General features: G+C 40.8%; 13 protein-coding genes. 7 read left to right on the forward strand and 6 right to left on the reverse strand.

Features of this window, described 5'->3' with window-relative positions:
• The 4 genes from BQ2633_RS01085 to BQ2633_RS01100 form a co-directional block, all read right to left on the reverse strand.
• A complete protein-coding gene (locus BQ2633_RS01085) occupies positions 1 to 864 on the reverse strand; it encodes a MotA/TolQ/ExbB proton channel family protein (RefSeq protein WP_075564624.1) in 864 nt (287 codons plus the stop codon).
• Positions 865 to 1,211: 347 nt separating this feature from the next.
• Complete coding sequence (gene dnaB, locus BQ2633_RS01090) at positions 1,212 to 2,774, reverse strand: replicative DNA helicase (RefSeq protein WP_075564625.1); 1,563 nt, start codon at positions 2,772 to 2,774, stop codon at positions 1,212 to 1,214.
• A gap of 38 nt (positions 2,775 to 2,812) precedes the next feature.
• Complete coding sequence (locus BQ2633_RS01095; protein WP_075564626.1) at positions 2,813 to 4,288, reverse strand: right-handed parallel beta-helix repeat-containing protein; 1,476 nt, start codon at positions 4,286 to 4,288, stop codon at positions 2,813 to 2,815.
• Between the two features lie 3 nt (positions 4,289 to 4,291).
• Positions 4,292 to 5,740 carry an aminoacyl-histidine dipeptidase gene (locus BQ2633_RS01100; protein ID WP_075564627.1) on the reverse strand — a complete coding sequence of 483 codons (1,449 nt, stop codon included), beginning with the start codon at positions 5,738 to 5,740 and terminating at the stop codon, positions 4,292 to 4,294.
• A 348-nt stretch (positions 5,741 to 6,088) separates the two neighbouring features.
• Here BQ2633_RS01100 and BQ2633_RS01110 point away from each other — a divergent pair, with 348 nt between their 5' ends.
• From BQ2633_RS01110 to BQ2633_RS01120, 3 genes are all read left to right on the forward strand, one after another.
• Complete coding sequence (locus tag BQ2633_RS01110; protein ID WP_075564629.1) at positions 6,089 to 6,685, forward strand: OmpH/Skp family outer membrane protein; 597 nt, start codon at positions 6,089 to 6,091, stop codon at positions 6,683 to 6,685.
• A 422-nt stretch (positions 6,686 to 7,107) separates the two neighbouring features.
• Positions 7,108 to 7,563 (forward strand): DUF4494 family protein, encoded by a 456-nt coding sequence (locus tag BQ2633_RS01115; RefSeq protein WP_176720072.1) that lies wholly within the window; start codon positions 7,108 to 7,110, stop codon positions 7,561 to 7,563.
• 107 nt (positions 7,564 to 7,670) lie between these two features.
• Entirely contained in the window at positions 7,671 to 8,342 is a 672-nt protein-coding gene (locus BQ2633_RS01120; protein ID WP_075564631.1) for a YggS family pyridoxal phosphate-dependent enzyme, read from the forward strand.
• Between the two features lie 338 nt (positions 8,343 to 8,680).
• Here BQ2633_RS01120 and BQ2633_RS01125 read toward each other — a convergent pair whose 3' ends face one another.
• Both BQ2633_RS01125 and BQ2633_RS01130 read right to left on the reverse strand, forming a co-directional pair.
• A complete protein-coding gene (locus BQ2633_RS01125; protein WP_075564632.1) occupies positions 8,681 to 9,226 on the reverse strand; it encodes a 30S ribosomal protein S16 in 546 nt (181 codons plus the stop codon).
• Between the two features lie 228 nt (positions 9,227 to 9,454).
• Complete coding sequence (locus BQ2633_RS01130) at positions 9,455 to 10,906, reverse strand: tetratricopeptide repeat protein (protein ID WP_083233884.1); 1,452 nt, start codon at positions 10,904 to 10,906, stop codon at positions 9,455 to 9,457.
• 274 nt (positions 10,907 to 11,180) lie between these two features.
• On the opposite strand from BQ2633_RS01130, the gene BQ2633_RS01135 reads away from it, so the two are divergent.
• The 4 genes from BQ2633_RS01135 to BQ2633_RS11645 are packed head-to-tail and all read left to right on the forward strand — an operon-like array spanning position 11,181 to position 13,612.
• Entirely contained in the window at positions 11,181 to 11,765 is a 585-nt protein-coding gene (locus BQ2633_RS01135; protein ID WP_075564634.1) for a TlpA family protein disulfide reductase, read from the forward strand.
• A gap of 4 nt (positions 11,766 to 11,769) precedes the next feature.
• On the forward strand, positions 11,770 to 12,516 hold the full coding sequence (locus BQ2633_RS01140; protein ID WP_075564635.1) for an MlaE family ABC transporter permease: 747 nt from the start codon (positions 11,770 to 11,772) through the stop codon (positions 12,514 to 12,516).
• A complete protein-coding gene (locus BQ2633_RS01145; RefSeq protein ID WP_075564636.1) occupies positions 12,513 to 13,268 on the forward strand; it encodes an ABC transporter ATP-binding protein in 756 nt (251 codons plus the stop codon). Before BQ2633_RS01140 ends, BQ2633_RS01145 begins: the two co-directional genes overlap by 4 nt.
• 23 nt (positions 13,269 to 13,291) lie before the next feature.
• Complete coding sequence (locus BQ2633_RS11645; RefSeq protein WP_075564637.1) at positions 13,292 to 13,612, forward strand: DUF3256 family protein; 321 nt, start codon at positions 13,292 to 13,294, stop codon at positions 13,610 to 13,612.
• Positions 13,613 to 13,686 lie beyond the last annotated feature (74 nt).

A 13,686-nucleotide genomic window follows, 5' to 3' on the forward strand; every position in this document is an offset into this window, starting at 1 on the left:
TTACTTTTGAGTGGTCTTGAAAGTTTCTACGATAGTGAAACCAAGTTCGTCGATAGCGAAAGTGAGACGGTCGATCTTATTGGTGAAGTAGTTGTAAGCGATAACTGCAGCAGCACCAGTCGCGATACCAGATGCGGTGTTTACAAGTGCTTCAGAGATACCTACAGAAAGTGCAGAAGAGTCAGCACCACCTTCACCACCTGCCATAGCAGAGAATGACTTGATCATACCCATTACCGTACCGAGAAGACCCATAAGAGTACCGAGAGTTACGATAGTACCGATGATAGGAAGGTTTTCTTGCATCATAGGCATTTCCAGAGCTGTAGCTTCTTCAACTGTCTTTTGAATAGCGAGCACCTTCTTTTCAAGTTCTACGTCAGTAGTTTGTTGCTTCTTGTACTCAGTGAGAGCTGCGAGAACAACGTTAGCAACAGAACCTTGTTGCTTGTTGCAGAGTTCTTCAGCCTTAGCGAGATCACCTTGCTTAAGAGCAGACTTAACAGCTGCTGCGAACTTACCGAGGTTACCCTTACCATTAGCCGTGCCAATAGCGAAAGCACGTTCGATTGCCAAAGCAATAACTGTGATGAAGAGAGTCCAAATGATAGGTACGATGAACCCACCCTTGTACACAGTACCTACGATACCTGCAGGTTCGTAAGACTGATCTTGGAAGAAGTGGAAGGGAACACCTGTTGCACCTTCAGCGTGGAAGTTGCTCAAGTGACCTGCACCGAATACATAAAGACACTCAGCGATAAGGAAGCAGACGATAATTACTGCGAATCCGGACTTGATGCCGGTGAAACCCTGAGATTTCTTGGGGGCACTCTTAGGTGCCGTAGCATTTGTAGTTGCCATTGATGATAAAGATTAGTGGTTTGAATTAATGTTTGGTTGTTTCGAGAGAATTATTGATAACTCCAGCATTGTCTCTCGATAAAACCGCAGTATTGATGTGGTTTGTGACTGCAATTATACTCGATTTTGACAACTTCAGTTGCTGAATTACTCGACAAAAATAGCGACTTCTGAGGAAGTAGCCAAACTTTTTAGCTCTTTTCTTATACTAAACCTTGTATTTTATCGCCATTTTAAGAGAAGAAATGATGGTGAATTCGTACAAAACTCTCATTATTTGTAGTTTAAATATCCCATTTTCAGAATTCTATCCTGAGATTATCTGAAAATTTATTTAGGCCTAGGAATCAAAAAGGAACAAATGAACCATTAGGTGCTAGAGGAGGCTCAGGAGCGGCAGAGTCAAATGGGTTATTGTGGCTATAGCTGTCAACAGTCAGAGATGGGTCAGCAGTTGATGTACCATTAAAATCTTCACCAGGTAGAGGTGCTGCAGCTTCCTCGTCCGGATTTTCGAATCGAGCATATTGTCCTTTAAAGGTGAGAAGAACATCTCCAACAGCACCATTACGGTGTTTTGCGATGATGATTACGGCTTTGCCTCGAAGGTCGTTTCCGTTCTCGTCTTTAAATAAACGATAATAATCAGGGCGATGGATGAAGATAACCATATCTGCGTCCTGCTCGATAGCTCCTGATTCACGAAGGTCAGAGAGTTGAGGACGTTTAGAGTCAAGTGTGTTTTCTCCGCCAGGACGGTTTTCTACGCCACGATTCAACTGAGAAAGGGCTAGAATAGGGATGTTCAACTCTTTAGCTAGTCCTTTTAATGAGCGGCTAATGGTTGATACTTCTTCTTGACGGCTTCCAAAGTTCATTCCGGATGCATTCATTAGCTGTAAGTAGTCAATCATTATGAGTTTTACTCCATGCTCTTTAACTAATCGGCGAGCTTTCGTGCGTAGTTCGAATACAGACAACGAAGGAGTATCGTCCACATACATTGGTTTTCCGATAAGATCTTTAATCTTATTGTCAAGTTGTGCCCACTCATAAGCCTCTAATTGCCCACTCTTGATTTTTTCACCTTTGATTTCGCATGTGTTTACAATCACACGATTGATTAACTGTACATTAGACATTTCAAGTGAAAACAATGCTACAGGTATATTCTGGTCGACTGCAATGTTTTTGGCCATAGAAAGGGCAAAAGCTGTCTTACCCATAGCGGGACGTGCAGCAAGAATTACCAAATCGGAGTTTTGCCATCCAGAGGTCATGCGATCGAGTGCGTGGAATCCAGAAGCAATACCTGACATACCATCGGTGCGTTCGGCTGCTTTGTGAAGCATCTCGTATGCTTCGGTAATAACACTATCTATTTGTTGATAGTCCTTTTTGAGTTTCTTCTGAGAAAGCTTGAAGAGTGAGCCTTCAGCTTCCTGCATGAGTTCGTCGATATCCTGGGTAGGGTCAAATGCTTTGTCTTGTACGTTAGCAGAATATGAGATGAGTTCACGCGCTGTTGATTTCTGTGCAATAACTCTAGCGTGATATTCGATGTGTGAAGAAGAAACGATATTTTGAGTCAGTGAACTTAAGTAGGCAACACCTCCAACTTCGTCAAATGTTCCATCAGTACGGAGTTGTTCAACGACTGTAAGGATGTCTACAGGATGTTGAGCGACATGAAGTTTGCTGATAGCGCTATAGACCTTTTGGTTTCTTGGGTCATAGAAAGATTCTGGCGTTAAGATATCGCTAATGAGTGAATAAGCATCTTTTTCTAGAAGCAACGCTCCAAGCACAGACTTCTCGAATTCTAGTTCTTGAGGTTGTATTCTTCCAAGGGAATCCTCTACCTTGGAAACTTGTGGTTTGTGGCGTGAATTTGTTTTTGGGGAACTCATCTTATATAGTGGGTTAATTGGAAAGTAAAATGAAGATGCTATTGATTATTGGGCTTTGAGGGAGGGGGAAAAGCGTAACAACCTGGTGCCGCTGAATTATCCATTATTCGGACTCTGCCTAATCTATCGTAGGGAAAAGTTTGACGAGATAAGTTGACATCTGCTTTACCTTCTAGTGGAGAATTGGCTCGCAACGTAAATGGGAAAAGTAACTTCTGGAAATCAAAGGCTGGCCAGAAATGATTTTCATTTCGCTCCTTTTTTGGTAGTTCAGTCTCAAATACGCATGCAACAAATCGTTGGTTATCTGAAACTTGTGGAGTATTGAGTAGACAATGATCAAACTGGTAGTTTAATTCTTCTTCCGTATACCTTCTAGAAGTTTCTATATGGATATCATCTGCGTTGTAGCCAGTAATTAGACAGTTCCTAAAGATGGCTTTTGAAATGGGTGAGTATATTTCCCCATGGACATTGGATATTTTTAGTGCTACTCCACGCCCTCCTACAAATGAATAAAACTGTCCAATGGTACAATGTGTGAAAGTGTTGTCGCCGCCAACGATACTGACGCAATTTCCTCCTGCATTTGTAATTTGAGAATTGCCAATTTCTGTTTTGCATTGGTCTAGGATCAGAGCGTCTCCGCTTATGTTATGAATGATGGAGTTTGATAGGGTGAGTTTTGTTGCGGAAATGTCAGAAGAATCACATTTGATACCAAAGTCAGAGCTATGTATATCGCAGAAGTCTAGGATATTATCGATACTTTTATTTTTGAATACTATACCTCCCCATTGACCGGGGATACGATCGTATGGCTGTTGCGAAAACATGTATCCCATTCTATCTCCTCTAAGAATAATGTTTTTCTTAACTGTACCTTGAGCTACCAGGCGACCGTAGACGATAAGCTTTGAGGATGGATGAAAATAGAGTCTTGTTCCAGCAGTTAGGGTTAGAGTTCTTCCTTCGGGTACTACCAAACTATCTCTTATGAGGTATGGCACATCGCTTTGAAAAACTGAGTCCTTTTCTAGAATGGGGGTTGTAATTCGAAGTACTCGCTGTCCAAATGCTTTTAGTATGACTGTGTGAGTATTTCCGTTCTCTAGTTGAAAAGACAGTTTGTCTTCAATCTCTTGAGGGGTATCAAATGAGGTTTCTGGGACTGTAAGTTCAACAAATACCCGCAGGCTGTCTTTTCCATATATTTCCCAATTGCTATTCTTTTCTTCTCGTAAGTATGTTCCGTCAATATTAACTCTGAAAGGTGAACCCTGACCTGTTTGTAGCGAGATACGTGTAATTCGTAAGTTTTCTTCTGTAGGGTTATATACTTGAAAAGTGTACGTATTAGTAGGCACTCCAGCTATAACAGTGTCAAGAGACAGTGTATCAATACTAGAAGTTAGTTTTGCACTGGGTGTAGTGGCAAATCCCTCCTCGCTAAGACAAGAAGCGAGAAGGGATATTGCACTGATGAGTGATAATATATAAGCTAATGCTTTCACTAATTACTGATTAGGTACGTTCTTTAGAATATCGAGAAGATGATCCCAAACCATTTGCACAGTGGGAATCAAAAGGCGCTCGTCTGGAGAGTGTACACCGCGAAGTGTAGGACCGAAGCTTACCATATCGAGGTTGGGGTACTTCTCTGAAAAGAGTCCGCACTCTAGACCAGCATGAATAGCACGCACTTTAGGCTCCTTGTTGAAAAGACGTTTGTAGCTTTCAACTGCAATTTTCACGATTTCACTCTTGGGGTTAACCTTCCATCCTGGATATCCTTCATTTGTGACACATTGGGCACCGCCAAGTTCGAAAGCAGCGCGAACGACTTCTGCCATATAAGTCAAATTGCTTGCTACACTAGAACGTTGAGAGGTGTTTACTATGATTTGGCTACCTTCACGCTTGATATTTGCTAAGTTGCTAGAAGTTTCAACCAAATCATCGATGTCCTGACTCATAGCAAAGATGCCATTGTGAACAACAATCAGGCTTTTCAGGATACGTTCTGTTTGAGATTTAGTCAAACAGTCTGCAGGCACCGTAACCTCGGTGGCTATGAACGTTGCATCTGGTTCTGTTGAAGAGAATTCTTCTTTAACGCGTATTCCAAACTCTTGAAGTTCGTTGCTTAACGCTGTAATGCGGTCTGTAGGAACAACCACAATGGCATGAGCTTCACGAGGAATTGCATTGTGAAGACCACCTGCTTGGATGTCGCAAAGGCGCAAATCAGCTTTTACGAGTTGTTCAAGAAGGAAGCGAACTAAAAGCTTGTTCGCATTTCCGCGCTTTTTATTGATGTCGTCTCCAGAGTGTCCTCCTGTAAGTCCTTTTACTGTGACTTCTATAGCTTTGTATCCAGCGGGTACAGACTCAAGGTCGAGATTGTATTTGGCTTCAGTGCGGACACCGCCAGCACAACTTACAAAAATCTCTCCTTCATCTTCAGAGTCAAGATTAATAAGTAAATCTCCTGACATAAAGTCAGATTTCATCTCGAAAGCACCAGTTAGACCAGTTTCTTCATCGCGGGTAAATACGCATTCAATAGGACCGTGTTCAATATCTGTTGCTTGGAGAAGGGCCATTTCCATAGCGATACCAATACCGTCATCTGCACCGAGAGTTGTTCCCTTTGCCTTTAACCATTCGCCATCAATGTAGGTTTGGATTGCGTCATTATCAAAGTCGAATTCTACATCTTTGTTCTTTTCACACACCATGTCTTGGTGGCTCTGGAGAATGACAGTCTTACGGTTTTCGTAACCTGGAGTGGCTGGTTTCTTGATCAATACGTTGCCAGCATGGTCTACGATGGTTTCAAGGCCAAGATCTTCACCAAATTTGCGAAGGAAGGCTGTAATTTTCTCCTCACGCTTTGATGGACGAGGTACTTGGTTGATTTGCGCGAAGCAGTCAAATACGGATTTTGGAGTAAGCTCTACCATAACTTGTTTATCTTTGTGAGTTAAATTGTGGACAACCCTTGTGGTATTTGTTGGGTTGTCGTATTTTTGCACTTGCAAATATAGCAATTTAATATGATTCAAATCCTCATACCCACGATAATTATTGTAGCAATTGCCTTTTTCCTTCTTTCTGTTGGTATTATTATCAAAGGAAGATTTGTCAATACTCATATTAGTGGTAACAAAGCAATGCAACGCCACAAAGTATCTTGTGCAACAACCCAAGACACAGAAGCCCGCATCGCAAAAAAACATGCTGTGGCTGAGCATGAAAACAAATAAATCCCTGTAATTTTGCATCACCCCTAACTCACTAATGTATTCTCTATGAAACTCTTTTCAGTTCTTGCCATTTTAGGTGTCGTTACTCCTTTATGTTTATCTAGTTGCGACAAGAAAGAAGCTCCCAAAGGAACAGCGGTAGTTGTTGCTAATCAAGAAGCGGCAGTAAAACCTGCAGGCAATAGTATAGCTTACGTAGAAGTTGATTCACTTCTTACGCAATATGAGTATTGCATCAAGGAAAAAGCAAGCCTTGAAGCTAAGTCTAAACAATATGAAGCTCAAATCAATGCAAAAATGGTGCAGCTTCAAAAGGCGACAGCTGAATTTCAGCAAAAAGTACAATCTGGAGCTTTTACTTCTCAGGCTCAAGGTGAAGCTGCTCAGCAACGCTTAGTGCGTCTTCAACAAGAAGGAGCGAAACTCCAGCAGGAAGCGCAGCAGAAAATGCTTAAAGCCCAAGAGAAGTTCAACAAGACGCTTCGCGATAGTGTACAGTCATTCCTTAAGGATTACAACAAAGATATGCATTTCGATATGATCATCTCTAAACAGGGTGACAATGTGCTCTATGCTAATGAAAAGCTAGACATTACCAGAGAAGTTGTTAATGGAATGAATAAACGCTACCAAAGTAAATAATAGTCAGAGCAATCATTCTTTACTCTATAATTTCCCCTTTGTAAAACGATAGCGAAGGGGAAATTATTTTATATGGAGGGGTATCTACTAAATAGCAGCGAGTCTTTAGTTTTATGATTCTATCAATTTTTTAGGCGATAAATTAAGTAAGTTCCACTCAATAAGTGCGTTGACTACTTTCCTTTGTATAGGGTACCATAGTTATAGATTTTATGTAACTATGTTTGTACGGAAAATGCCAGGGGGAGTCAATAATGTCCACTATTTGGTGCTTAATTGTTCCTTTTATAACAAAGTACTTTTTATTATCCCTAGAAATTTGTAACTTTGCTCAGCTGTTGTACGATTAGTGAGCAGTACGTGACGTCTATAGACGTACAAGAAATTCTCTATCTTTTTCCACACAAAGTACAATTCCGATTATGGCAGAATGGTTTGAATGCAAGATTAAGTATGAACGTGCTATGGATAATGGTGTTATGAAGAAATTTAATGAGCCATATCTTGTTGACGCACTTAATTTTACAGAAGCTGAGCGCAGAATCATTGAAGAAATCGCTCCCTTTATGACAGGAGAATTCCAGGTGAGTGATATTAAGCGTGCTCGTTATGCAGAAATTTTTGAAACAATTGACGAGTCAGCTGATCGCTGGTTCAAGGCGAAACTCACGTTCGTGACCCTGGATGAGAAGACCGGAAAAGAGAAGAAGTCTTCTCATAATGTACTTGTTCAATGTTCTGATCTGCGTGATGCGGTGAAGCGTCTTGATGAAGGTATGAAGGGTTCTATGATGGATTATGTAATTTCGTCGATGGCTGAAACAATGTTGATGGGAGTCTACCATTATAAGGCTGATGTCCCTGAAAAAGCAATGTAATTCTCACAGACGAGTATTGTTGTCCATTATTTTCTCGTGAAAAAGGGATATTAGTTTGATTCTATACTGCTTGTCTTCTTAGTATTTATATATTTCATACGATATTCATGACTCCATTACAAGAACGACTACTTAGAATTAAAGAGCAGCTCCCAGAAGGTGTAAAGCTAGTTGCAGTATCAAAGTTTCATTCGAAGTCCGCGCTTCTAGAAGCTTATGACGTAGGGCAACGTGTTTTTGGTGAGAGTAGAGTACAGGAGTTGGTAGGGAAACAACAATCCCTTCCACATGACATTGCTTGGCATTTCATTGGTCATCTTCAAGTAAACAAGGTTAAATATATAGCACCTTTCATTTCTTTAATTCATGCGGTAGATAGTCTGCGTTTATTAGAGGAAATAGATAAGCAAGGTCGTAGAAATAACCGTAATATCCCCTGTTTATTGCAGATTCACGTTGCTCAAGAGGAAGGAAAATTCGGATTCTATCCTAATGAGTTTCGTGCTTTTCTGAACGATGGCAGATGGAAAGAACTCTCCTATGCTCATGTGGTAGGGGTAATGTGTATGGCTTCTTTTACAGAAGATATGGTGCAGGTCAGACAAGAGTTTGAAGAAGCAAGAGCACTTTTTGAATGGGCGAAAGCCACACATTTCTCTGATAGTCCTGATTTTAAAGAATGCTCTTGGGGCATGAGTGAAGATTATCTATTAGCGATAGAAACAGGTAGTACCATGATACGTGTGGGAAGTTCTATCTTTGGAGAGCGCCAATATTAGCTTACTGTTTTTAGTCGCTACTTTTGCGTTTTGTCTATGCGTTTATATCTAAATCCATATTTCGTTCTACAGATGGAGTATGGATTTTTCTTTTAGTCCAGTTCTAAAACTCTTTTTGTTTTTGGGAAAGCAAATAGACATTTAACTTGCAAGAAGCCTGTTTAGTGATTAGTCTATGCTATCTTATAGGACTGTATGAATGCGAATCTTGCCATATTGTAGCTTGTAAACAAAGAAAAGTCGTTTCCATAAGGAAACGACTTTTTATTGATTTAGACCTTAGAACGAAGCTTTTCATAAGGAAAGCTTCAGAGATTAGAGTATTAACTCTTGTAGAATTAAGCCTCAGCAGTCTCTTCTGTAGCTTCAGCTGCAGGAGCTTCTTCTACTTGTTCTGCAGCAGCTTCAGCTTCAGCTTGAGCTGCTGCAGCCTTCTTCTCTGCTACTTTTTCTGCAATCTTAGCATTAGTAGCCTTTTCAGCTTCGAGACGTGCAGCAAGTGCAGACTTCTTAGCTTCAGCGAGCTTACCAACGAAAGCAGCAGACTTGTTTTCCTTCTCTTGCTTCCAAGCTTCGAACTTGCTTTGTGCAGTAGCTTCGTCAAAAGCACCCTTCTTAACACCACCACGGAGGTGCTTCATGAGGAGTACACCTTCGTCAGAAAGGATGTTGCGTACGGTGTCTGTGGGTTGTGCACCACACTCAACCCAGTGAAGAGCACGCTCAAAGTTGAGGTCTACGGTTGCAGGGTTAGTGTTAGGGTTGTAAGTACCGATCTTTTCAGTGAACTTACCATCACGAGGTGCGCGAACGTCAGCGATTACGATGCTGTAGAATGCATAGCTCTTACGGCCATGGCGTTGCAAACGAATACGAGTTGCCATTGATAGAAATGGATTTATGGGGACACGTCCCCGATGAATAATTAAATATCTTCGTGCCGTCAACACGTGACAGCGCTGCAAAGTTACGATTTTCTTCCAATCTAGCAAAGCTTTTTGATGACTTCTCTTGTTGTAATCTTATATTTGTGGAATGCAATAAGAAAAACGATGGTATGGTTTTTAGTGAACCACACCATCGTTTAAAGAGTCTAGACTATTAGACTTTGTCTACTTCAGTACAGTTTGAACCTTCTTCGCCAAGGCATTGTTGGGATCAATCTTAAGAATTTCATTCACGTAAACCTTGCATTTAGCGTCGTCTTCCTTCTTGAGGTAGTAAACCATCAAGTAAGTGAGAGCACCTTTCTTTTGATCTACGTAGTCTTCATTGTCACCAATCAATTCAAGAGCCTTGCTGTAATACTCACGTGGCTTCTCTTCTGGCTTACTACCATCGGTGATCCAAAGTTGTGCACGATAGAAGGGACCAACATAGTTGTTGGGCAGTTCGTTCATGTATTGTTCAAATACTTTGTCACCTCCTTCGATGAACTTGTTACGTTCTTCATCTGTTGTTGCTTGGGCTTTTGCTGCAATGTAGGTGAGACCAAGGCTAAAAAGGTCTTTGCTGTCAGCTTTATCACCACGGAGCTTGATATATTTCTCCATGTAAGGGATAGCTTGAGCTGCTTGCTTATTTGTACGCATCAAAGAGGCAATCTCCTTGTAGCTATCAGGACGCAAGGAATCTTTTTCGGCAGCCTTAATATAGTATGCTATAGCTGCGTCTTTATCATTGAGAGCTTCGTTTGCATAACGAGCTGCATATTGGTAGTCGATATAGCGATAAAGACTGTCCTCATATTCCTTTTTCTCGATATAAGCAATGTCATCCTTTGCTTTCTGATAGTCCATTGTTTCGATATCAGAGAAGAAGAGGAGACTGCGTAGTGCAAAGTTCTTTGGATCGAGTGGGAGAAGCTTTTGTGCCAATTCCTTGATTGTAAAAGCATCTCCACCAGTAAGCATCATGGCTGTGAGATAGTTTACACCTGCAGGGACATCCTCGACAGTGAGGTCTTTCGTCTTATCGAATACGCTCTTATAAGCCTTAGCAGCTTCTTTGAATTCTTGGTTGTTGTAAGCGATGTCACCAAGTTCCTTATAAGCATCAATGTTCTCAGGTTCCTTTTCGAGGATTTTCTTGAGGGTTTCTTGAGCTACAATTGGGTTTACGTTCTTATAAACGCGTGCAGACAATTTGAGTGCTTCAATATTATCGGGCTCATAGTTCAACACTTCGTCGAACTTTTGGCCAGCGCCACCCCAGTCTTTACGGAGGATGCAAACACGACCGCTCAGCATCAATCCTGGAACATAGGAAGGATCAAGCTGGTATACTTGTTTTGCGCATTGGTTAGCGCAAGGATAAATCTTTTGATCCAAGAAGAACTGTCCTACAGCCGTAAGTTGCTCCTTATCCTTTTTTACTTTGGAGAGCAACTTTGCGAAAGTCTTGTTGGCAGCTTCAGGATCGCTCATTTGATTAGCGATAACCTCTTCTGCCATGGCCTGTACACTAGCTTCCATTGGGACAGGGTTATTTGTCTGATTCTGCGCATTTGCGGCACCAAAAGAGAATGATGCAAACAATAGGGCTAGGATGAGATTTTTCTTCATAGAGTCTTCTATTGATGTTTTGTTTGATTCAATTTGATTTTAAGTGCCTCAACGATATATAAGATGTCGTTCAGTAAGCATTTCAACTGCAAATATAAGTAATTCCCACCAAACGAGCACTGTTTATGGATAAAAACTTGCTCCATAAGTGTTTTTAAGACGATATAGCATACTTAATGAAGAAAAAAATAAGCTATCTCAGTAAAATCGATTATATTTGCATCTTAATTCATCCCCCACTTTATGTTTCTGGGGGCTAATAAATCATAGAACAATGCGCAGAAAATTATTCTTCCTCTTCTCAAGCTTGCTCCTTACAGCCACTGGTTGTGCGTCGAAAGCCGGCAATCCTACAACAGCTAGCTCAAGCAATTACCAAGATTCTCCTACCACTATTGTAAATCCTTCCAATCCTGATGCTGTTCCTGCAACGGTTTTTCCTGTAAGCTCCGAACTTAATGGTCATGATGCTTTTGCCTATATCAAAAAAAAGTATGCAGGAAAGGTTGTTCTTATCGATTTTTGGGCCACCTGGTGCCCTCCATGTCGAGCTGCAATGAAGGAAGTGGATTTAATCAAATCAGACCTTCAGAAGAAGGGAGCTATCTTTGTATATATTACAGGTGAAACCTCTCCAGAAGCTGAGTGGAAAAATGCCCTCCAAGTCATTAGTGGGGATCACTATCGCCTTACAGATAAACAATGGTCTGAATTAGGTGGTGAACTCAATATGCCTGGAATTCCAGCATATATGTTGCTTAATAAAGACGGAAGTGTGGCATATTCGAATGTTACCCAAGGTGGTTATCCAGGTAATAGCCTTATTCAAAATCAAATAGAAACAGCTTTAACCAAGTAGGCTCATGCTGATCACTTCATATCTCCAAGCATTTGGACAATACCTTGTTCTTATGCGAAGAGTTTTCGCAATCCCAGAGCGGTTTCGTATGTTCTGGAAGCAATATGTCAAGGAGATGGCATCTTTGGGGGTTGACTCCATTGTAATAGTCTTGTTGATTTCATTCTTTATCGGAGCTGTTATTTGCATCCAAATCAAACTTAATATTGAAAGTGCATGGATGCCCAAATGGGTTAGTGGTTATGTCACTAGAGAAATCATGCTTTTGGAGTTTTCTTCCTCCATTATGTGTTTGATTTTGGCTGGAAAAGTCGGCTCTAACATCGCTTCTGAAATAGGAACAATGCGCGTGACACAACAGATTGACGCGCTAGAAATTATGGGTGTCAACTCAGCGTCATATCTTATTTTACCTAAAATAGTGGGTATGCTGACAATGATTCCTTTATTGGTGGTGTTTTCTACAACAAGTGGTATTATTGGAGCTTATGCAACTGCATATATTGGCCATATATTGACACCAGCGCACTTAACAGAAGGAATACAGTATGATTTTAATCAATGGTATTTCTGGATGGGAGTAGTAAAGAGCTTCTTCTTTGCCTTTATAATCTCTAGTGTTTCTGCCTATTATGGTTATCGTGTGGAAGGTGGTTCGGTAGAAGTCGGAAAAGCTTCTACAGATGCAGTTGTTAGTTCATCGATGCTCATTCTTTTCTCCGATCTTTTCCTTACACAAATACTCTCATGATCCAACTTATAGAACTTCGCAAGGCTTTTGAAGACAAAAAAGTTCTGAAAGGCATTGATACGATCTTTGAAGCCGGCAAAACAAACTTGATAATTGGACAGTCTGGCTCGGGTAAAACAGTGTTGATGAAATGTATTGTTGGGTTGTTTTCACCAACGTCAGGACAAATTCTTTACGATGGTCGAGATATTGTAACGATGTCCAAAAAAGAACGCGTGATGCTACGCCGAGAAATGGGAATGATATTTCAAAGTGCAGCTTTGTTCGATAGCCTTACCGTTGAAGAGAATGTTATGTTTCCGCTTGATATGTTCTCTAATGAAAGCTATAAAGAACGTGTGCGCCGAGCCAGATTTTGCTTAGATCGCGTTAATCTATCAGATGCAGGACACAAATATCCTGGAGAAATTTCTGGTGGTATGCAAAAACGAGTAGCTATAGCGCGCGCTATAGCTTTAAAGCCCAAATATCTCTTTTGCGATGAGCCGAATTCAGGCTTAGACCCTAAGACGTCATTGGTAATTGATGAACTGATTCATTCGATTACGCAAGAATACGGAACAACTACTATCATAAATACCCATGATATGAATTCGGTAATGGGGATTGGAGAGCATATCCTATACATTTATGAAGGACACCGTGAGTGGGAGGGTACTAAAGATGAAGTAATGACAGCTGATAATGAGCGCTTGAATAGCTTTATTTTTGCTTCTGATCTCTTCCGTAGGATTAAAGAAAGTAATACATAAACCCTATGCTGATTTCATCTACAATGAGCTATCTCGAATCCATCTTTTACGCAGTGCCGCTCTCCCTTTTACCTTTGCTTAATACTACTGCTCGTATGGATTTAATCGACTTCTACAAAGAGCAACAGTCTGCAGCTGTTGTTAATAGTATTGGTGGAGAAACGACATTAGAGAGCCTCGAAGAAAAGTGCATTACTTTACGGTATACTCCAGCATCCATATGGAAAATGGAGCTCTTAGCAGATTCTACAATTCGAGTTACACGAACCTTTTATGCTAGAGATACTACGCATTTAGTACGGGTTTATAACAAGAAATGGCAAGTACTTAGGAAGCAACCTTAACCTGTCTGTATTTGTTGGATTGTATAGGACTACCTGAAAAAGCCCCTAGAATCAAATGATTCTAGGGGCTTTTT

It is taken from the genome of Ihuprevotella massiliensis (genome assembly GCA_900095835.1).
GTDB classification, from domain to species: Bacteria; Bacteroidota; Bacteroidia; order Bacteroidales; family Bacteroidaceae; genus Alloprevotella; species Alloprevotella massiliensis.

Bases quoted from the DNA above. Each gene is read 5' to 3' on its own strand.
- BQ2633_RS01085 (WP_075564624.1), bottom strand. From the start codon at position 864: ATGGCAACTACAAATGCTACGGCACCTAAGAGTGCCCCCAAGAAATCT.
- dnaB (WP_075564625.1), bottom strand. From the start codon at position 2,774: ATGAGTTCCCCAAAAACAAATTCACGCCACAAACCACAAGTTTCCAAG.
- BQ2633_RS01100 (WP_075564627.1), bottom strand. From the start codon at position 5,740: ATGGTAGAGCTTACTCCAAAATCCGTATTTGACTGCTTCGCGCAAATC.
- BQ2633_RS01110 (WP_075564629.1), top strand. From the start codon at position 6,089: ATGAAACTCTTTTCAGTTCTTGCCATTTTAGGTGTCGTTACTCCTTTA.
- BQ2633_RS01115 (WP_176720072.1), top strand. From the start codon at position 7,108: ATGGCAGAATGGTTTGAATGCAAGATTAAGTATGAACGTGCTATGGAT.
- BQ2633_RS01120 (WP_075564631.1), top strand. From the start codon at position 7,671: ATGACTCCATTACAAGAACGACTACTTAGAATTAAAGAGCAGCTCCCA.
- BQ2633_RS01125 (WP_075564632.1), bottom strand. From the start codon at position 9,226: ATGGCAACTCGTATTCGTTTGCAACGCCATGGCCGTAAGAGCTATGCA.
- BQ2633_RS01130 (WP_083233884.1), bottom strand. From the start codon at position 10,906: ATGAAGAAAAATCTCATCCTAGCCCTATTGTTTGCATCATTCTCTTTT.
- BQ2633_RS01135 (WP_075564634.1), top strand. From the start codon at position 11,181: ATGCGCAGAAAATTATTCTTCCTCTTCTCAAGCTTGCTCCTTACAGCC.
- BQ2633_RS01140 (WP_075564635.1), top strand. From the start codon at position 11,770: ATGCTGATCACTTCATATCTCCAAGCATTTGGACAATACCTTGTTCTT.
- BQ2633_RS01145 (WP_075564636.1), top strand. From the start codon at position 12,513: ATGATCCAACTTATAGAACTTCGCAAGGCTTTTGAAGACAAAAAAGTT.
- BQ2633_RS11645 (WP_075564637.1), top strand. From the start codon at position 13,292: ATGAGCTATCTCGAATCCATCTTTTACGCAGTGCCGCTCTCCCTTTTA.